The sequence below is a fragment of the Azospirillum sp. TSO35-2 genome (assembly GCF_003116095.1).
Classification (GTDB): domain Bacteria; phylum Pseudomonadota; class Alphaproteobacteria; order Azospirillales; family Azospirillaceae; genus Azospirillum.
The window spans coordinates 1,736,375-1,753,747 of the sequence record NZ_LGRA01000021.1 but is presented as its reverse complement, the minus strand read 5'-3'; the positions used below and the strand labels follow the sequence as shown (position 1 = coordinate 1,753,747).

Genomic DNA, 17,373 nt, shown 5'->3' with positions numbered 1-17,373 from the left:
AGGTGGCGCGCCGCAGTCCCCGACCATGACGTCGCGGAACCGGCGGCACGCCGGACAGAGCGGCGCATCCTACACCGCGATGGTGCGAAGTGCCGCCCCCGTTCCAGACATGTCAGGAAAATGTGACACGCAGAGGGCGCCGGCAAGAAGGAGCGCGCGCAGACGGGGTACCCACCCGCGGCCGACCACGCCGGCCGCGGGCGTCCGTCAGTCGCGCGACGACCCGTGCAGCCAGCGGAAATAGGCGTCGATCGTCCGCGCCAGCCCCTTGCCCAGCTTCTCCCGGTGGGCGGAGGACACCAGCAGGCTGACGTCCTTCGGGCTGGACAGATAACCCATCTCGATCAGCGCCGACGGCACATCGGGCGCGGTCAGCACGGCGAAGCCGGCCTGCCGGTGCGGTTTGCTCGGGATCAGCGTGATGTCGCGCCCGAGATGCGCCAGCGCCAGCGTGGCGAAGCGCTTGGAATGGTTCATGGTGTCGCGCTGGGCGAGGTCGATCAGGATGCTGGCGACCAGCTGGTTCTCACCCGACAGGTCGAGCCCGGCCAGCGCGTCGGAGCGGTTCTCCTTGGCGGCCAGCATCTCGGCCTCGCGGTCGGACGCCTTGTCGGACAGGGTGTAGATCGACAGGCCGCGCACGTCGCCGCTGCCGATGCTGTCGGCGTGCAGCGACAGGAACAGGTCGGCCCCGGCCTCGCGCCCGATGGCGACGCGGTCGCGCAGCCGGATGAAGACGTCGCTGTCGCGGGTCAGCCGCACGCGGTAGCGGCCGGTCGCCTCCAGCTGGTGCTTGACCTCCTTGGCGGTGGCCAGCGTGATGTCCTTCTCATAGAGGCCGCCGACGCCGATGGCGCCGGGATCCTGCCCGCCATGGCCGGGGTCCAGCACGATCAGCGGCTTCTCCGCCACCGTCGGCGGCCGGTTCGGCTCCGGCTCCGGCGGGGCGGCGGGCAGCGCGGCGGGGATCAGCTGGGCGGGCGGGATCGGCGGCAGCGGCACGAAGGGCGGCGGCGCGGCCAGGGCGTTCGAGGTCGTGGCGCTGGAGCCGCCGGTCTCGCCCGCCACGTCGCGGGCCGGCGGCACCATCGTCGAGGCGATGACCGAGGCCATCGTCCGCTCCTGCCGGCCGGAACGGGAAGTCGCCGGCGGCGTGGCCGCGGCGATCTTCTGGAACTCCGCCGGCGACGTCCGCTCCATGTCGAGGACGAGGCGCGGCTGGTGGCCGTCGCGCGCCGGGATCATATAGGCGCCGCGCAGCTTGGCCGGGCCAACGGTGTCGAAGGTCAGGCGCATCCCGTGCCCGCCGTCCGGCGCGTGGTGGTAGCGCGCGACCACCCCCTTGCCCTCCACCGGCAGCGAGCCGCCGGGCCACACCAGGTCCGGCAGGTCGACGACGATGCGGTAGGGGTTGGCGGCCAGCGACACGGTGAAGGGCACCGCGTCGCTCAGCTCCAGCACGAAGCGCGTCATGTCCGGGTGCAGCCCGAGCCGGGCGTCGACCACCGCCGGCCGCGGTGCCGGTGCCGGCAGCGCCGCGGTGGTCTGCGCCATGGCCAGCCCGCCGACCCCGGTCATCGCGGCCAGCGCCAGCAGGACCGGCAGCACCATCGCCAGGGCGCGCAGCAGCGCGGCCCGACGGCGCGGCGGCGCAGCGGACGGACGGCTGGAGCGGAACGGTGGCAGGCCGGGCGGCCGCGGCATGGGTTTTCCTCGGCAGCGGATGGGGCAGCGGACGGAGGCGGCAAAAACGCCGGCGGGGACTCCGCGGCGGATGGTCACCTATAGCCCAGCCAATTCAACGCTCTCAACGCGGATCATCAGACGCTGCGTCAAATCCCGGCGGGGGTGCCGTTCCTGCAACAGTGGCGCTGCCGCCCGCGGCGGCGGAAGCTGGGCGGCAACCGCCGGCCGGCCACGCCCCTGCGGCGAACTTGTTGCGCGAATCGGCGCATTTCCGCGTTGTGCAAGCGGGAACGCTTGTCTATGGTATCGTTGCGACAGACCGCAATTCGCCAGATTCGGGCCGGATTCCCTCAGGAGCGCCGATCCGCTGATCCCGATCAGCCGATCGCCGGTCACGGGGGTCCTCCAAGGGGCTGCGGCGTCGCCCCGACTCCGCCTGTCCGGCCGCTCGCGCCGGAGGGATGTCGCGGGGTGGCGCGTTCGGATTGCCGGTTCAGAGGACGAAACCTCGAAGCTGGCTGTGGCCGCAAGGCGGCAGCCCGGCGCGTGTCGACCGGCCCGTCCTGGCTGCTCTCGTCAGCGCCGTTCGGCGGTTCCGGTCCGTCGCGCCGCACGCTTCGCCCACAACTGACGCTGCGTCCCAGGCGGCCCGACCGGTCGCGCGGGTTCCCTGGGTCGCGCCGTTGAGGAACATGTATGGCCAAGCGCATGCTGGTGGACGCCACGCACCCGGAGGAAACCCGGGTCGCCGTGGTCAATGGCAACCGGCTGGAAGAACTCGACTTCGAGATCGCCAGCCGTAAGCAGCTGAAGGGCAACATCTATCTCGCGAAGGTGACGCGGGTCGAGCCCTCGCTTCAGGCGGCGTTCGTGGAGTATGGCGGCAACCGCCACGGCTTCCTCGCCTTCTCCGAAATCCACCCCGACTATTACCGCATCCCGGTCGCCGACCGCGAGGCGCTGATGGCCGAAGAGCGCCGCCTGGAAGAACAGGCCGAGGCGCGGGCCGAAGCGGCCGCCGATGGCGCCGTGATGGGCGAACCGATCCGCCCCGAGCAGGTGGTCGAGGAATGGTCGCCGATGCCCTCCCCCATCACGCCGGAAGCGTCCGACGAGGACGACGGCGAGGATGGGAACGAGGATGACGGCGACGAGGGCGGGAACGGCGACGAGTCCGCGCCCCAGTCCGAAGGCGCCGCCGAGCCGGCCACCTCCGCCGAGGCCCCCGACATGGTCGGCGGCGACGAGGAGGAGGAGGTCGAGGTCCAGCGCCGCCGCTCGCGTCCGCTGCGCTCCTACAAGATCCAGGAAGTGGTGAAGCGCCGGCAGGTCCTGCTGGTCCAGGTGACGAAGGAAGAGCGCGGCAACAAGGGCGCGGCGCTGACCACCTACCTGTCGCTCCCCGGCCGCTACTGCGTGCTGATGCCCAACACCGGGCGCGGCGGCGGGATTTCCCGCAAGATCACCAACCCGGCCGACCGCAAGCGCCTGAAGGAGATCCTGTCGGATCTGGACATTCCGGACGGCATGGCGGTCATCCTGCGCACCGCCGGGCTGGAGCGTTCCAAGCCCGAGATCAAGCGCGACCTGGAATATCTGCTGCGCCTGTGGGACGACATCCGCGAACAGACGCTGAAGTCGTCGGCGCCCTGCCTGATCTATGAAGAGGCGAACCTGATCAAGCGGTCGATCCGCGATCTCTACGCCAACGACATCGACGAGATCTGGGTCGAGGGCGAGGCCGGCTTCCGCACGGCGCGCGAGTTCATGGACATGCTGATGCCGGGCCATTCCCAGCGCGTCCAGCTCTACCGCGACGGCATGATCCCGCTGTTCCACCGCTATCAGGTGGAAACGCAGATCGACGCCATCCACAGCCCGGTGGTGCAGCTGCGCTCCGGCGGCTACATCGTCATCAACCCGACCGAGGCGCTGGTTTCCATCGACGTCAACTCCGGCAAGTCGACCCGCGAGCGCAACATCGAGGAAACCGCCTACAAGACCAACCTGGAGGCCGCCGACGAGGTGGCGCGCCAGCTGCGTCTGCGCGATCTGGCCGGCCTGATCGTCATCGACTTCATCGACATGGAGGAGCCGCGGAACAACGCCGCCGTCGAGCGCCGCATGAAGGAGGCGATGAAGAACGACCGGGCGCGTATCCAGCTCGGCCGCATCTCCGCCTTCGGCCTGCTGGAGCTGTCGCGTCAGCGTCTGCGTCCGTCGCTGCTGGAAACCAACTTCGAGCGCTGCCCGCACTGCTCGGGCACCGGCGTCATCCGCTCGGTCGAATCGGCCTCGCTGCACGTCCTGCGCGCCATCGAGGAAGAGGGCATCCGCAAGCGGTCGGCCGAGATCACCATCTACGTCCCGACCTCGATCGCGCTCTACATCCTGAACCAGAAGCGCGGTGAGCTGGCCAAGATCGAGGAGCGTCACAGCTTCCACGTCATGGTCCAGGCCGACGACACCCTGATCGCGCCGGATCACCGTCTGGAGCGCAACAAGGCCCGTCTTGCCGACGAGGACGGCCCGCTGGTCAGCGCCGACCGCGTGATGGCGGAAACCGACCGCGCGCTCGCCGCCGCTCCGGTGGAGCGCGCCGAGGAGCCGGAAACCGAGGCCGAAGCCGTCCAGGACGAAGCCCAGGGCGACGAGGCCGGCGAGCGCGCCGAGGCCAACGGCGACCTCAGCGGCGACGAGCGTCGCCGCCGCCGTCGCCGCCGTCGTGGCCGTGGCCGTGGCGAGCGCGAGGACGGCCGCGGCGAGGGCGAAGGCGAGGACAACGGCGAGGAGGTCGAGGAGACCGCCCTGCCCGTCGCTGCGGAAGCCGTCGCCGAAACCGCCGTCTCCGAGGTTGCCGACGCCGAATCGGACGAGTCCGACAGCGATGACGGTGATGCCGAAGGCGACGACGAGGGCGATGAGGATGCGAGCGCCGATGCCGGCGACCGCAACGGCGAAGGCCGCAAGAAGCGTCGCCGCGGCAAGCGCGGTGGTCGCCGCCGGTCGCGCCGCGAGGGTGCGGAAGGTCTGGAAGCGGGCGACGAGATCGCCGCCGCTGCCGAACCGTCCGAGCCGGCTGCCGTCGCCCCGGCTCCGGTCCCGACTCCGGTGGAGGCGTCCGACCTGGACTGGATCCTGGCGGGCGAAACCGCTCCGGTCGAGGAAGCCCCGGCCGTTCCGGTCCCGGCGACCGAGCCGCCGGTGGTGACTCCGGTCGCCGCTGCTCCGGCGAAGAAGAGCCGCAAGCGCAAGGCCGCCGCCGAGGCTCCGGCCGAAGCCGCTCCGGCCCCCGCTCCGGTTGCCGAGGCGCCCGCGCCGAAGGGCCGCAAGCGCAAGGCCGCCGCCGCGGCGGAAGCCCCGGCGGAGACCGCCACCGACGCCGCTCCGGCGAAGAAGGCTCCCGCGGTGAAGGGCCGCAAGCGCAAGGCTGCCGCGGAGGCTCCGGCCGAAGCGGCCCCGGCCGCGGCGACCGCCCCTGCCACGCCGCCCGCCGTCGAGGCCCCCGCGGCCGAGCCGGCGACGGTCGACGCGTCGGACGACAGCTCCGCCAAGCCCCGCCGGGGCTGGTGGAAGCGGTAAGCCGAACGGCCGAACCACGGCCCCAGGACTGGAAAAGGCGCCGAAAGGCGCCTTTTCCTTTTCCGGAGCGTTGTTGCACCATTCCCCCGTGCCCATTCCCCAAGGTCGGACCATGAGCAAGGCCTTCACCCGCGAGAACGACACGCCCGACGACGAGGAATTCGACGAACCGGCACCGCTTCCGCAAGGGTTCAAGAACTACATGACCCCGCCCGGCTTCCAGCGCCTGCAGGAGGAGCTGCGCCACCTGCTGCGGGTGGAGCGGCCCAAGGTGGTGGAGGTGGTGTCCTGGGCCGCCGGCAACGGCGACCGCTCGGAGAACGGCGACTATCTCTATGGCAAGAAGCGCCTGCGCGAGATCGACCGCCGCATCCGCTTCCTGAACAAGCACCTGGAATCGGCGGTGGTGGTCAACCCGCAGGACCAGAAGAACCGCGAGCAGGTCTTCTTCGGCGCCACCGTGACCTACGCGCGGGAGGATGGCGCCGAGAACACCATCACCATCGTCGGCGCCGACGAGGTCGATCCCGACCGTGGCCACGTCAGCTGGATCTCGCCGATCGCCCGCGCCCTGCTGAAGGCCCGCGAGGGCGACGTGGTCGATGTGCGGACCCCGGCGGGGGTGGAGTCGATCGAGGTGCTGGAGATCCGGTACGCGGGGTGAGGGAGCGGTGGGAGCGTGGTCGCGGTCTGCCCCCTCCCCATCCCTCCCCCGCTCTCGGCGGACCGAAGGTCCGTCCGATCGCGGGAGAGGGGGCAGGACGCTTGCTGAAGTAAAGCAAAAGACGGTGGCAGTCCCCTCCACCGCCGAAGGCGGGGGAGGGTTAGGGAGGGGGCGGACCGCTTCCCTCCCCGAACCCCACTCACTCCGCCGGCTGGTAGATCTCGCTGCCGGCCTCGCGGAACTTCTGCGACATCTCGGCCATGCCGGATTCCGCGGCGTCGCGGATTTCCTGGGTGATCTTCATCGAGCAGAATTTCGGCCCGCACATCGAACAGAAATGCGCGGTCTTGGCGCCTTCCGCCGGCAGCGTCTCGTCGTGGTAGGCCATCGCCGTTTCGGGGTCGAGCGCCAGGGCGAACTGGTCGCGCCAGCGGAACGAGAAGCGGGCGCGCGACATGGCGTCGTCGCGCCGCCGGGCCGCCGGGTGCCCCTTGGCCAGATCGGCGGCGTGGGCGGCGATCTTGTAGGCGATGACGCCGGCCTTCACGTCGTCGCGGTCGGGCAGCCCCAGATGCTCCTTCGGGGTGACGTAGCACAACATCGCCGTGCCGAACCAGCCGATCATCGCGGCGCCGATGGCGCTGGTGATGTGGTCGTAGCCGGGCGCGATGTCGGTCACCAACGGTCCCAGCGTGTAGAAGGGCGCCTCGCCGCACAGCGCCAGTTGCTTCTCGACGTTGTGCTTGATCTTGTGCATCGGCACATGGCCCGGCCCCTCGATCATCACCTGGACGTCGCGGGCCCAGGCGAGCTTGGTCAGTTCGCCCAGCGTTTCCAACTCGGCGAACTGGGCGGCGTCGTTGGCGTCGGCCTGGCTGCCCGGCCGCAAGCCGTCGCCCATCGACAACGCCACGTCATAGGCGCGGCAGATCTCGACGATGTCGGCGAAATGGTCGTACAGGAAGTTCTCGCGGTGGTGCGCCAGGCACCATTTGGCGATGATCGAGCCGCCGCGCGAGACGATGCCGGTGACCCGCTTCGCCGTCAGTGGGATGTGGGCCAGCCGCAGCCCGGCGTGGATGGTGAAGTAATCGACGCCCTGCTCCGCCTGCTCGATCAGCGTGTCGCGGAACAGCTCCCAGGTCAGGTCCTCGGCCTTGCCCTTGACCTTCTCCAGCGCCTGATAGATCGGCACGGTGCCGATCGGCACCGGGGCGTTGCGCAGGATCCATTCGCGGGTCTGGTGGATGTCGGCGCCGGTCGACAAATCCATCACCGTGTCGGCGCCCCAGCGGATCGCCCACACCATCTTCTCCACCTCCTCCTCGATCGACGAGGTCACGGCCGAGTTGCCGATGTTGGCGTTGATCTTGGTCAGGAAGTTGCGGCCGATGATCATCGGCTCCGACTCGGGGTGGTTGACGTTGGACGGGATGATCGCCCGGCCGCGCGCCACCTCGTCACGCACGAACTCCGGCGTGATCAGATCGGGGATGTCGGCGCCGAAATCCTCGCCGTCGCGCGCGGTGTCCGGGGCGGCGGCACGGCCCAAATTCTCACGGACGGCGATGTACTCCATCTCCGCGGTGACGATGCCGGCGCGGGCGTAGGCCATCTGCGTGACCGCCGCACCGCCCTTGGCGCGCAGGGCGCCGGCGGTCGTCTCCACGTCGCCGCGCGCCAGGATCCAGTCGCGGCGGTGCGTGGCCAGCCCGGCGCGCACATCGATCGCCACCGCGTCGTCGGTGTAGGGGCCGGAGGCGTCGTAGACGGTCAGCGGCGGCTCGCCGCCGCTCAGCGTGATCTCGCGCAGGGCGACGCGCAGGTCGGGAAAGTGGCTGCCGGGCGCGTGGATTTTCCGCGACGACGGCAACGGGCCGGTCGACAGGCGGATGGCGGTGTCGTTGAAGTCCTTGGACATTGGGTTTCTCCGTCGGAGTTGGGCGGACAAACCCGGGACTGCGGACGGAGGTGTGGAGTCTGCGTGTGGCCCGGAAAAATGGCGATCTGGCGTCCATCCGGCGGCCGACGGGGCCTGATGCGGCCCGTCACGCGGTCCCTCCCTTCGCCGGTATGACCCGGATCAGGTTCAAAGGGTCACCACGCTGCCTTGGGGCGCCTTGTCGCGCCGTCCGGCCGTTGGTATCTCAGCCCCCTGTCGGGACCCCCCTGGAATGCGCCCATCCTGCCGGGCCGCAAGACGCCTGTCAAAAGGAAAGACCGCCGGACGATCCGCCACCCGCATTGCGGAAGACCCGCTACATCCAGCGCTTGATCCGCACATAGACCATCGGCAGCAGCGCCGACAGCAGCATCACCAGCAGCAGCGTCGGGTAGCCGAGCGGCGAGTCGGCCCCCGGCATGTCGCTGAAGTTCATGCCGCCGATGCTGGTGACGAGGATCGGCGGGAACAGCAGCACGGTCAGCACCGAGACGATCTTGACGATCTCGTTCTGCTCGACGTTGATCTGGCCCAGCGCGGTGTCCAGCAGCAGCGCCACCTTGCCCGACAGGAAACGCGCGTACTGGTCCAGCCCGGTCAGGTCCTGCAGGGTGGTCCTGGCCCAGCGCCGCGTCGCCTTGCCAGCGTTCCAGCCGTCGTTGCGGGCCAGGAAGTCGGTCATGCGGGTCAGGCTGGCCAGGCTGACCCGCGCCTTGCCGATCAAATGGCCGGCGTGGCCGATGCGCTTCAGCGTCTGGGCGTCGTCCAGCGTCTCGCCGCGCGAGCGCAGCTTGCGCCCACGGAAAAAGCGGCGGTTCAGCACGTCCAACTCCACCCCGGTTCGGCGCAGCACGGCGGAGGTGCGGTCGACCATGCCGTCGACCAGCGCCGCCAGCACCGCCTCGCCACGGGCGGCGCCGACCTGCCCATGGGTGGCGCGGCGGCGGAAGGCAAGCAGGGCCTGCGGGTCGATGTCGTGGATGGTGACCAGCCGCCGCCCGATCAGCACGAAGCTGACGGTGGCGATGCGCGGTTCGTCGGTGTCGGCCCAGACCAGGGCGGTGACTGTCATGGTCAGCGCCCCGTTGGCGACGCGCAGGCGGCTCGACTCCTCGATCTCGGCCATCTGCTCGCGGGTCGGCAGCGCGACGCCGATCAGCCCCTCGGCCCGCGCCAGCTCCGCCGCCGTCGGATTGAGCAGGTCGAGCCACACCGCGGCCTCGGGCAGCGGTGCGGTGTCGTCGCCGGGCTCCTTGGCCCAGCACAACCGGCCGCCCTCATTGACGAAGACATGCAGCAAGGGCGCGCTCCTTGCGAAGTGGAAATGTGGAGCTTTGCCAGCGGCACCGGTCATGGACCGGTACCGCCGGAGGGCCGCAACGGTGACTGAGGAAACGGCTTTCGATAGGTCGCCATCAAGAGCCGTTGTTGCTAGGTCACCCGGCCGCCCCGCCGCGGCTTCGGCGGCACCGGGGCCGCCGCCGCAGTGCCCTTGGCCGCCGGAACCTCGGGCTCGAGGTCCAGCGTCGCGCCCTCCTCCTTCAACGCCCGCTCCAGCTTGCGGCGGAAGGCGCCACCATCGTCCCGGGCGTCGAGGAAATGGCCGACCGCCTCCTTGGCGGCGTCGCTGTCGTAGGGGACCTTGCCGAACACCGCCAGCTTGGCGCGCTCCACCAGCTTGGGGTTCATCCGGTCACGGATGGCCTTCATCTGCCGGAGCAGTTCCTTGCGCGGATCGGGACGCTCGGTCATCGGGTTCCCCCAGGGTTTGCGGCCGCTTGACCTGATATGGGGCCTCAGGCCTTGCCGATCAGGGTTCCGGCGCCGCCCTCGGTGAAGATCTCCAGCAGCAGGGCGTGCGGCACCCGGCCGTCCAGGATCACCGCGGCGTCGACGCCCTGCTCCACCGCGCCGATGCAGGTCTCGATCTTCGGGATCATGCCGCCCGACGCGGTGCCGTCGGCGATGGCGGCGCGGGCGGCCTCCAGCGACATCTTCTCGATCAGGGTCTTGTTCTTGTCGAGCACGCCGGCGACGTCGGTCAGCAGGAAGAAGCGCGCCGCCTTCACCGCCGCCGCGACGGCGCCGGCCGCCGTGTCGGCGTTGATGTTGTAGGTGTCGCCGTTGACGTCGAAACCGACCGGGGCGATCACCGGGATGATGTCGGATTGGGCCAGGGCGTGCAGGATCTCCGGGTTCACCTTGTACGGCTCGCCGACGAAGCCGAGGTCGAGCACCCGCTCGATGTTGCTGTCGGGGTCGCGCTGCACGCGCTCCAGCCGGCGGGCGGTGATCAGGTTGCTGTCCTTGCCCGACAGGCCGACCGCGCGGCCGCCGGCGCTGTTGATGGCGGCGACGATCTGCTTGTTGATGGAGCCGGCCAGCACCATCTCGACCACCTCGACCGTCTCCTTGTCGGTGACGCGCAGGCCGTCGATGAAGCTGGACTTGATCTTCAGCCGCTCCAGCATCTGGCCGATCTGCGGCCCGCCGCCATGCACCACCACCGGGTTGATGCCGACCTGCTTCAGCAGCACGATGTCGCGGGCGAACAGCTCCGCCAGCCCGGCGTCGCCCATGGCGTGGCCGCCGTACTTGATGACGAAGGTGCTCCCGGCGTAGCGCCGCATGTAGGGCAGCGCTTCGGACAGGGTGCGGGCCTTGGCAAGCCACTCGTCACGGGTCGTGTTCTGCACGGGAGGATGCCCTTTGTCGGGGTGGACGGTTGGGCTCTCTTTAACGGAAAGCCCCGGCCGTTGCCTAGGGGACAATTTTCCGGTCGCCCCCCGCCGGTGCCGCCGCGGCCGGCGCCCAGCGCCCGACCAGCCCGGCCATCGGCCGGGTCAGCGCGGTGACCGCCACCGCCATCAGCACCATCGCCGAGAAACAGGCGCCGGACAGCACGCCGGCCTCCAGCAGGATGGTCAGCACGATGACCTCCATCAGCCCCTTGCACGGCATCAGCGCGCCGAGCAGCAGGGCCTCCGGCCACGCTTCTCCGCCCAGGCGGGCGGGAATCGCGGTGCCGGCCATCTTGCCGGCCAGGGTGGCGGCGCCGGCCAGGGCGAAGACCGCCCATTGCGCCGGGTCATCCAGCGTCAGGTCGACCTTCAGCCCGGTCAGGGTGAAGAAGAAGGGCAGCAGGATCAGGGTGGAGAAATGCTCCAGCCGGTCCAGGATCGCGGCGGCCAGCCGACGTGGCATCGCGGTGCCGGCGACGAAGGCGCCCAGGATGTAGTGCAGCCCGATCAGCTCGGTCACCGCGGCCGAGGCGAGCAGCGCCGCGCAGGTGACGACCACCGCGGTGTCGCCAATCCGGCCGTCCGGCGCCACCCGCGCCATCAGCCGGTCGAGCAGCGGCCGGACCACCAGCGCCGTCGCGCCGACATAGGCGAAGCCGAGCAGCGCCACCCAGCCGACCGTCAAGCCGCCTCCCGCGCCATCGGTCGTGGCCCAGGCCAGCACGCCGGTGATCAGCAGCCACAGCAGCGCGTCGTTCACCGCGGCGTAGCCGAGGGCGAGCCGGCCGACCCGCTGTTCCAGCAAGCCCATCTCACGCAGGATGGCGCCCAGCACCGGCAGGGCGGTGACACCGACGCAGATGCCGAAGCCGGCGGCGAACAGGCCGGGGGTGGCGTGCGGGCCGGTCATCGCCGGGAAGGCGCCGGCCAGCCACCAGCCGAGGCCGCCGCCCAGCAGCGTCGGCACCAGCATGCTGGACAGCGCCACACCGGCAAAGGCGCTGCCCCGGCCGCGGAACTCCGCCGGGTCGAGGTGCAGGCCGGTCAGGAAGGCGAAGAAAACGACGGCGAGCAGCGCCAGCCCGGACAACGGCGCCAGGGCGGTTGGGGCGAACAGCGTCCCCCACAGGTTCGGCGCCAGCCGCCCGAGCAGCGATGGGCCAAGCGCCACCCCCACCAGGATCTGGATCACCACCATCGGGGCGACGTGACGGCCGCCGCCGAGCCGCCACAGCAGGAACGGCCCGGCGATCAGCAGCAGGGCCTGGAGCAGGAACAACAGCGCGGGAGACAGGCCCATCGCCGCGGCGGATTATTCGGCGGCGAGCGCCGCGAGGCTGGCCCGCAGCTCGGCAATGCCCAGGCCCTTTTCGGAGCTGGTGATGTGGAGGTCCGGGAAGGCGGCCGGGTGCTTCTTCAGCGCCGCCTCGGTGGCGCGGCGCACCGCGTCCAGCTCCGCCGCCTTGACCTTGTCGGCCTTGGTCAGCACGAGGACGTAGGGGACGGCGGTGCGGTCGAGCATCTCCATGATCTCGTCGTCGTTGGGCTTCAGCCCATGGCGGGCGTCGACCAGCACCAGCGCCCGGCGCAGCGTGACCCGGCCGCGCAGGAAGCGGCGGACCATGTCGTTCCACGCCTCCACCTTCTCCTTCGATTCCTTGGCGTAGCCGTAGCCGGGCATGTCGACCAGCTTCAGCCGGTTGCCGAGGTTGAAGAAGTTGAGCTGCTGCGTGCGCCCCGGCGTGTTGGAGGTGCGGGCCAGCGTCTTCCGCCCGGTCAGGGCGTTGACCAGGCTCGACTTGCCGACGTTGGAACGGCCGGCGAAGGCGACCTCCGGCAGGTCGGCCTCCGGCAGCTGGCTCAGCGCGTCGGCGCCCCAGACGAAGTCGCACTCCTTGGCGAACAGCAGCCGTCCCGCCTCCAAGGCGGCCTCGTCGAACCCGGAGACGATGCTGGGTTTGCCGGGGCTGGGCTTGTCCGAGGTGGTCATGGCGTTGCTTTCGTCGTGGCGGCTTAGAAAAACATACCGCCGGCAAAGGCCCGTCAAGGGTCTTTGCCGGCGGCAGTGTCGGAAGGCGGTGTCAGAGCGCGGGGAGAAGGATCAGGCCTTCACGCCCATCCGCTTCATGATGGTCCACTGCTGCAGGACCGACAGCGAGTTGTTCCAGGCCCAGTAGATCACCAGACCGGCCGGGAAGCCGGCGAGCATGAAGGTGAAGACGATGGGCAGGAACTGGAACACCTTCTGCTGGACCGGGTCCGGCGGCGCCGGGTTCATCTTCTGCTGCGCCCACATGGTGACGCCCATGATCAGCGGCCACAGGCCGAGATGCAGCATGGTCGGCGGCGACCACGGGATCAGGCCGAACAGGGTGAACAGGTTGGTCGGGTCGGGCGAGGACAAATCGTGGATCCAGCCGAAGAACGGCGCGTGCCGCATCTCGATGGTCACGAACAGCACCTTGTAGAGCGAGAAGAACACCGGGATCTGGATGACGATCGGCAGGCAGCCCGACACCGGGGACACCTTCTCGCGCTTGTACAGCGCCATCAGCTCCTGGTTCATCCGCGGCTGGTCGTCGGCGAACTTCTCGCGCAGCTCCTGCATCTTGGGCTGCAGCGCCTTCATCTTGCTCATCGCCTGATAGGACTTGTTGGCGAGCGGGAAGAAGATCGCCTTCACGCAGACCGTCAGAACCAGGATGGCGATGCCGAAGTTGCCGATGACGCGGCCCAGGAAATCCAGGGCGTAGAAGAAGGGCTTGGTCAGGAAGTAGAACCAGCCGAAATCGATCGCCAGATCGAAATTCTTGATGTTGAGCTTCTCGGAGTAGCTGTCGAGCAGCTTCACCTGCTTGGCGCCGGCGAACAGGCGGGCGGTGTTCTCCACCGTGGCGCCCGGCGCCACCTCGACCGGGGCACCCATGGTGTCGGTCTGGTAGCGCGAGGTGTTGGCGACCTCGCTGTGGACGAAGCGGGCGGTGACCTTCTCGTTCGGGTCGGGGACCAGCGAGACCAGCCAGTACTTGTCGGTGATGCCGATCCAGCCGCCGGTGGTCTCCTTCGAGATGGTGCCGGCCTTGCGGACGTCGTCGTACTTCTCTTCGGTCAGCGAGCCGTTGAAGACGCCGAGCGGGCCTTCATGCAGGATGTAGTAGCCCGAGGTCTGCGGCGTGCCGCTGCGCGACACCAGGCTGTAGGGCAGCAGGCTGACCGGGGCGGCACCGGTGTTGCGCACCGACTGGGTCACGGTGAACATGAAGTCGGGGTCGAGCGCGATCTTGCGTTCGAACACCAGCCCCTGGCCGTTGTCCCAGGTCAGCGTCAGCGGCTTGGCCGGGGTCAGCACGTCGCTGTCCGCCTTCCACTGGGTGGTCGCGGTCGGCGCGGCGACGCCGGCGCCCTGCGGCAGCCAGCCGAATTCGGCGTAGTAGGCCGCCGGCGTGCCGGCCGGGGACAGCAGCACGATCTCCGGGCTCTTGGGGTCCGGCGTCTCGTGGTAGGTGGCGAGCGTCAGGTCGTCGATGCGGCCGCCGACGAGGTTCACCGAACCATGCAGCGACGGCGTGTCGATCTTCACGCGCGACCCGGCGGCGATTTGCTCGGCGACCAGGACGGCGCGGTCCTTGGCAACCTCGGCCGAGGCCGAGGGCGGCGCGCCGGGCACGCCGGGCAGGCCGGCGGCGGGAACCGGAACCGTCTGTTCGGTCCGCGCGGCCTGCTGGGCGGCGATCTGCTTCTGCTGGTCCACCCGCGGCTTCTCGTAGAAATACTGGAAGCCGAGCAGGATGGCGATCGACAGGGCAATCGCGATGATGAGGTTGCGTTGGTCGGTCATGGCGTCCCGGTTGCCGTGGGGCCTTTGGAAGAAGGGCGGCGTGTGCGCGGCCTTGTTACGGGTTTTCGTGGGGCTGGGCAACACCGGCCTGCCCTTTTTGCGGCGCGCCACCGTCATGGGGCGGATGCGCCCCCTGCCGGCCGGCCGGATCGGGCACCGGATCCCAGCCGGACCCGCCCCAGGGATGGCAACGCCCGAGCCGGCGCAGCGTCAGCCATCCCCCCCGGATGGCCCCGTGCTTTTCCAGCGATTCGATGGCGTAGCGGGAGCAGGTCGGCTGGAACCGGCAGTGCCAGCCCACGAAGGGCGACAAGGTCCAGCGATAGAGATAGACGAGCGCGCGGAGCAGATGCGCGAGCGGGCTGAGGCCGGCGATGCGGAGTCCGTCGATGCGGAACATGGCGTCGCGGCCCCCTACCCCTCCGTCTCGCGCCAAAGGCCGAGACGTTTCAGCGCGGCGGTCAGATCGCCGATCAGGTCGGACCACGGCCTCTCGGCCGTGTCGCCGCGGGCGACCAGCACGAAATCATGGCCGGGTGCGGCGTGGATGGGAAGAATCTGCCGCGCGGCCTCACGCAAACGGCGGCGGGCGCGATTGCGCACCACCGCGTTGCCGACCTTGCGGCTCGCCGTCAAACCAAGACGGATCGGCGGCCCGCCATCGGCAGGCCGCTGCTTGTCGTCGTGCCGGCGCACCTGGAGGATCAGGCCGGGCGCCACATGCTTGCGGCGCGTTCCGGCCACGGCCAGAAATTCCGGCCGCCGCATCAGGCGCCCGACCGTGTGGCCCGGCGCCATCGCGGGATCAGGCGCTCAGGACCTTGCGGCCGCGGGCGCGGCGACGGGCGATGACCTTGCGGCCGCCGACGGTCGACATGCGGTGGCGGAAGCCGTGGCGACGCTTACGCACGATTTTGCTGGGTTGGAACGTGCGCTTCATGGCGCCTACTCCTTACGCTTTGCTGAGTGTTGCGGGACGAAGACGCCCAGCCTGACGGCCGGGCGTCGAATCTACGAACCTGGAAACCGAAGCCGGAGTGCGGCTTACTCGGCGGCCTTGACGCGGCCGTTGACCATGCCGCGGCCGGTGGTGCGCTCGGAAATGCGAGCCGCCTTGCCGCGCAGATCGCGCAGATAGTACAGCTTGGCGCGACGGACATCGCCGCGGCGGACCAACTCGATCGAGTCGATGCGCGGGGAGTACAGCGGGAACACGCGCTCCACGCCCTCGCCGTAGCTGATCTTGCGGACCGTGAAAGACGAGTTCACGGCGGCGTTCTTGCGGGCGATCACGACGCCCTCATAGGCCTGGACGCGCTCGCGCGTGCCTTCGACGACCTTCACGTTCACGCGGACCGTGTCGCCCGGCGAGAATTCCGGGATCGTCTTGCCACCGAGGGCCTTCTCGATCTGCTCCTGCTCGAGCTGCTGCAACAGGTTCATAGCACTACCCCTTTTCAATCGGTGCGCCTCGCGGCGGACCGTCACTCCGGTTTCGGGTCGCGCCGGCGAGCCTGCCGCCGACCCTTGTTCGTAACAGTGGCTGCCGGACGACTTGCCTGGTAGAGCGACCACAGGTCCGGCCGTCGGGCCGCCGTGATCGTCTCCGCCTCGGCCAGCCGCCAGGCTTTGACCTTTCCGTGGTGACCGGACAGCAGAACCTCCGGCACCGCGCGTTCCACACCCTGCCCGTCGGTCCAGACCGCCGGCCGGGTGTAGTGGGGGTATTCGAGCAACCCCCGTTCGAAACTCTCTTCGCCCGCCGTCTCCGTGTTGCCCATGACACCGGGGAGCAAGCGCACCACGGCATCGATCAGGCACAGAGCGGCGGGTTCCCCGCCGGACAGCACGAAATCCCCGAGGCTGACCTCTTCAAGGCCGTGCGCATCGAGGACCCGCTGGTCCACCCCTTCGTACCGGCCGCAGAGCAGCGTCACCACCGGGGTGGCGGCCAGCTCCTTGACCAGTTCCTGGTTCAGCACCCGTCCGCGAGGCGACAGATAAATCGCCCGGCCGCGTTCCGGTGCCCCCACAGGTCCCGCCGTCGCGGTCAAAGCCGCGTCCAGCACATCGGGGCGCATGACCATGCCGGCCCCTCCGCCGAAGGGGGTGTCGTCGACGGAGCGGTGTTTATCGCGCGCAAACGAGCGAATGTCCACCGATTCCAGCGCCCAGACTCCATTTTCCAACGCCTTGCCGGCCAGCGACTGGCCAAGCGGCCCCGGAAACATTTCCGGGAACAGCGTCAGAACCTTGACCGTCCAGACACGGGGGCCGTCGGCGCCGTGATTCACGGCCCCACCTCCCCACCGTCGTCCTCATCCCCGTCGCCATCGGCGTCCGGCTGGCCCTCGCGGGCTTCGATCACCGCCGGCAGGTCGACGACGACCCGCCCGCCCCGGACATCCACCACCGGCACGCAGGCCTTGGAGAAGGGAAGCATCTCCAGCGCGCCCGTCCCGATGCGGATCTCCAGCACGTCGCCGGCCCCGAAGTCGTAGACCGCCTTCACCGTGCCGTAGAGGGTTCCGTCGGCGAGTTCCGCACGCAGGCCGATCAGGTCGGCGTGGTAGAACTCGTCCTCGTCCTCGTTCTCCGGCAGGGCGGCGCGGTCGACGTGGAGCAGGACACCGGCCAGCGCCTGCGCCTGTTCACGGGTCGTGATCCCCTCGACCTTGGCCAGGAAGTTGTCCTTGACCATGCCCTGGAGAGCGACCGTGAAGCGGCGGGCGCCGCTGTCGTCCGACAGTGGACCGTAGGCCGCGACATCGGCGGGTTCGGCGGTGAAGCTGCGCAGCTTCACCAACCCGCGAACGCCGTGCGATCCGACGAACTGGCCGACGCAGACCCTGCCCGAGCGGATCGGGCCTGAACCAACCTTGGCGGTCATCGGAGGATTACCCGGCACGTCGTTTCAAGC

16 protein-coding genes and 1 riboswitch are annotated in these 17,373 nt (G+C 69.7%); of the genes, 2 read left to right on the top strand and 14 right to left on the bottom strand.

Translation table 11 applies throughout. The annotated features are described in order from the left end of the window. Positions 1-207: 207 nt before the first annotated feature. A complete protein-coding gene (locus TSO352_RS24045; RefSeq protein ID WP_109109684.1) occupies positions 208-1,704 on the bottom strand; it encodes an N-acetylmuramoyl-L-alanine amidase in 1,497 nt (498 codons plus the stop codon). A gap of 678 nt (positions 1,705-2,382) precedes the next feature. Here TSO352_RS24045 and TSO352_RS24040 point away from each other — a divergent pair. Together TSO352_RS24040 and greB are read left to right on the top strand one after the other, a co-directional pair. Continuing rightward, positions 2,383-5,268 carry a ribonuclease E/G gene (locus TSO352_RS24040; protein WP_109109683.1) on the top strand — a complete coding sequence of 962 codons (2,886 nt, stop codon included), beginning with the start codon at positions 2,383-2,385 and terminating at the stop codon, positions 5,266-5,268. 112 nt (positions 5,269-5,380) lie between these two features. Beyond that, complete coding sequence (gene greB, locus TSO352_RS24035) at positions 5,381-5,932, top strand: transcription elongation factor GreB (RefSeq protein ID WP_109109682.1); 552 nt, start codon at positions 5,381-5,383, stop codon at positions 5,930-5,932. 199 nt (positions 5,933-6,131) lie between these two features. Here greB and thiC read toward each other — a convergent pair whose 3' ends face one another. The 13 genes from thiC to rimM all read right to left on the bottom strand — a co-directional run bounded on the left by thiC (position 6,132) and on the right by rimM (position 17,343). Continuing rightward, positions 6,132-7,853 (bottom strand): phosphomethylpyrimidine synthase ThiC, encoded by a 1,722-nt coding sequence (thiC, locus tag TSO352_RS24030; RefSeq protein ID WP_109109681.1) that lies wholly within the window; start codon positions 7,851-7,853, stop codon positions 6,132-6,134. A 135-nt stretch (positions 7,854-7,988) separates the two neighbouring features. Beyond that, positions 7,989-8,107, bottom strand: a riboswitch (TPP riboswitch). 83 nt (positions 8,108-8,190) lie between these two features. Then, complete coding sequence (locus tag TSO352_RS24025) at positions 8,191-9,174, bottom strand: magnesium transporter CorA family protein (protein ID WP_109109680.1); 984 nt, start codon at positions 9,172-9,174, stop codon at positions 8,191-8,193. 131 nt (positions 9,175-9,305) lie between these two features. Beyond that, entirely contained in the window at positions 9,306-9,626 is a 321-nt protein-coding gene (locus tag TSO352_RS24020) for a hypothetical protein (protein ID WP_109109679.1), read from the bottom strand. 44 nt (positions 9,627-9,670) lie between these two features. Then, the gene (argB, locus tag TSO352_RS24015) at positions 9,671-10,570 is read right to left on the bottom strand and encodes an acetylglutamate kinase (RefSeq protein ID WP_109109678.1); all 900 of its coding nucleotides are present in this window, start codon (positions 10,568-10,570) and stop codon (positions 9,671-9,673) included. Positions 10,571-10,634: 64 nt separating this feature from the next. After that, on the bottom strand, positions 10,635-11,915 hold the full coding sequence (locus TSO352_RS24010; RefSeq protein WP_109109677.1) for a cation:proton antiporter: 1,281 nt from the start codon (positions 11,913-11,915) through the stop codon (positions 10,635-10,637). 12 nt (positions 11,916-11,927) lie between these two features. Continuing rightward, the gene (gene yihA / locus TSO352_RS24005; RefSeq protein WP_199231705.1) at positions 11,928-12,605 is read right to left on the bottom strand and encodes a ribosome biogenesis GTP-binding protein YihA/YsxC; all 678 of its coding nucleotides are present in this window, start codon (positions 12,603-12,605) and stop codon (positions 11,928-11,930) included. Positions 12,606-12,716: 111 nt separating this feature from the next. Continuing rightward, positions 12,717-14,453, bottom strand: a complete 1,737-nt coding sequence (gene yidC / locus TSO352_RS24000) for a membrane protein insertase YidC (protein ID WP_109109676.1) — start codon at positions 14,451-14,453, stop codon at positions 12,717-12,719. A gap of 55 nt (positions 14,454-14,508) precedes the next feature. Continuing rightward, entirely contained in the window at positions 14,509-14,853 is a 345-nt protein-coding gene (gene yidD, locus TSO352_RS23995; RefSeq protein WP_109109675.1) for a membrane protein insertion efficiency factor YidD, read from the bottom strand. 14 nt (positions 14,854-14,867) lie between these two features. After that, entirely contained in the window at positions 14,868-15,251 is a 384-nt protein-coding gene (rnpA, locus tag TSO352_RS23990; RefSeq protein ID WP_109109674.1) for a ribonuclease P protein component, read from the bottom strand. A 7-nt stretch (positions 15,252-15,258) separates the two neighbouring features. Continuing rightward, complete coding sequence (rpmH, locus tag TSO352_RS23985) at positions 15,259-15,393, bottom strand: 50S ribosomal protein L34 (RefSeq protein WP_098740538.1); 135 nt, start codon at positions 15,391-15,393, stop codon at positions 15,259-15,261. A 104-nt stretch (positions 15,394-15,497) separates the two neighbouring features. After that, positions 15,498-15,896, bottom strand: coding sequence for a 50S ribosomal protein L19 (rplS, locus tag TSO352_RS23980; protein WP_109109673.1), 399 nt, complete (start codon positions 15,894-15,896; stop codon positions 15,498-15,500). A 41-nt stretch (positions 15,897-15,937) separates the two neighbouring features. Then, positions 15,938-16,747 (bottom strand): tRNA (guanosine(37)-N1)-methyltransferase TrmD, encoded by an 810-nt coding sequence (gene trmD, locus TSO352_RS23975; RefSeq protein ID WP_109109672.1) that lies wholly within the window; start codon positions 16,745-16,747, stop codon positions 15,938-15,940. Beyond that, positions 16,744-17,343, bottom strand: coding sequence for a ribosome maturation factor RimM (gene rimM / locus TSO352_RS23970; RefSeq protein WP_109109671.1), 600 nt, complete (start codon positions 17,341-17,343; stop codon positions 16,744-16,746). The genes trmD and rimM overlap by 4 nt, the downstream gene beginning before the upstream one ends. Positions 17,344-17,373: the final 30 nt, after the last annotated feature.

Bases quoted from the DNA above. Each gene is read 5' to 3' on its own strand.
- rplS (WP_109109673.1), bottom strand. From the start codon at position 15,896: ATGAACCTGTTGCAGCAGCTCGAGCAGGAGCAGATCGAGAAGGCCCTC.
- TSO352_RS24045 (WP_109109684.1), bottom strand. From the start codon at position 1,704: ATGCCGCGGCCGCCCGGCCTGCCACCGTTCCGCTCCAGCCGTCCGTCC.
- yidD (WP_109109675.1), bottom strand. From the start codon at position 14,853: ATGTTCCGCATCGACGGACTCCGCATCGCCGGCCTCAGCCCGCTCGCG.
- rnpA (WP_109109674.1), bottom strand. From the start codon at position 15,251: ATGGCGCCGGGCCACACGGTCGGGCGCCTGATGCGGCGGCCGGAATTT.
- yidC (WP_109109676.1), bottom strand. From the start codon at position 14,453: ATGACCGACCAACGCAACCTCATCATCGCGATTGCCCTGTCGATCGCC.
- rimM (WP_109109671.1), bottom strand. From the start codon at position 17,343: ATGACCGCCAAGGTTGGTTCAGGCCCGATCCGCTCGGGCAGGGTCTGC.
- TSO352_RS24040 (WP_109109683.1), top strand. From the start codon at position 2,383: ATGGCCAAGCGCATGCTGGTGGACGCCACGCACCCGGAGGAAACCCGG.
- thiC (WP_109109681.1), bottom strand. From the start codon at position 7,853: ATGTCCAAGGACTTCAACGACACCGCCATCCGCCTGTCGACCGGCCCG.
- TSO352_RS24020 (WP_109109679.1), bottom strand. From the start codon at position 9,626: ATGACCGAGCGTCCCGATCCGCGCAAGGAACTGCTCCGGCAGATGAAG.
- yihA (WP_199231705.1), bottom strand. From the start codon at position 12,605: ATGACCACCTCGGACAAGCCCAGCCCCGGCAAACCCAGCATCGTCTCC.
- TSO352_RS24010 (WP_109109677.1), bottom strand. From the start codon at position 11,915: ATGGGCCTGTCTCCCGCGCTGTTGTTCCTGCTCCAGGCCCTGCTGCTG.
- greB (WP_109109682.1), top strand. From the start codon at position 5,381: ATGAGCAAGGCCTTCACCCGCGAGAACGACACGCCCGACGACGAGGAA.
- rpmH (WP_098740538.1), bottom strand. From the start codon at position 15,393: ATGAAGCGCACGTTCCAACCCAGCAAAATCGTGCGTAAGCGTCGCCAC.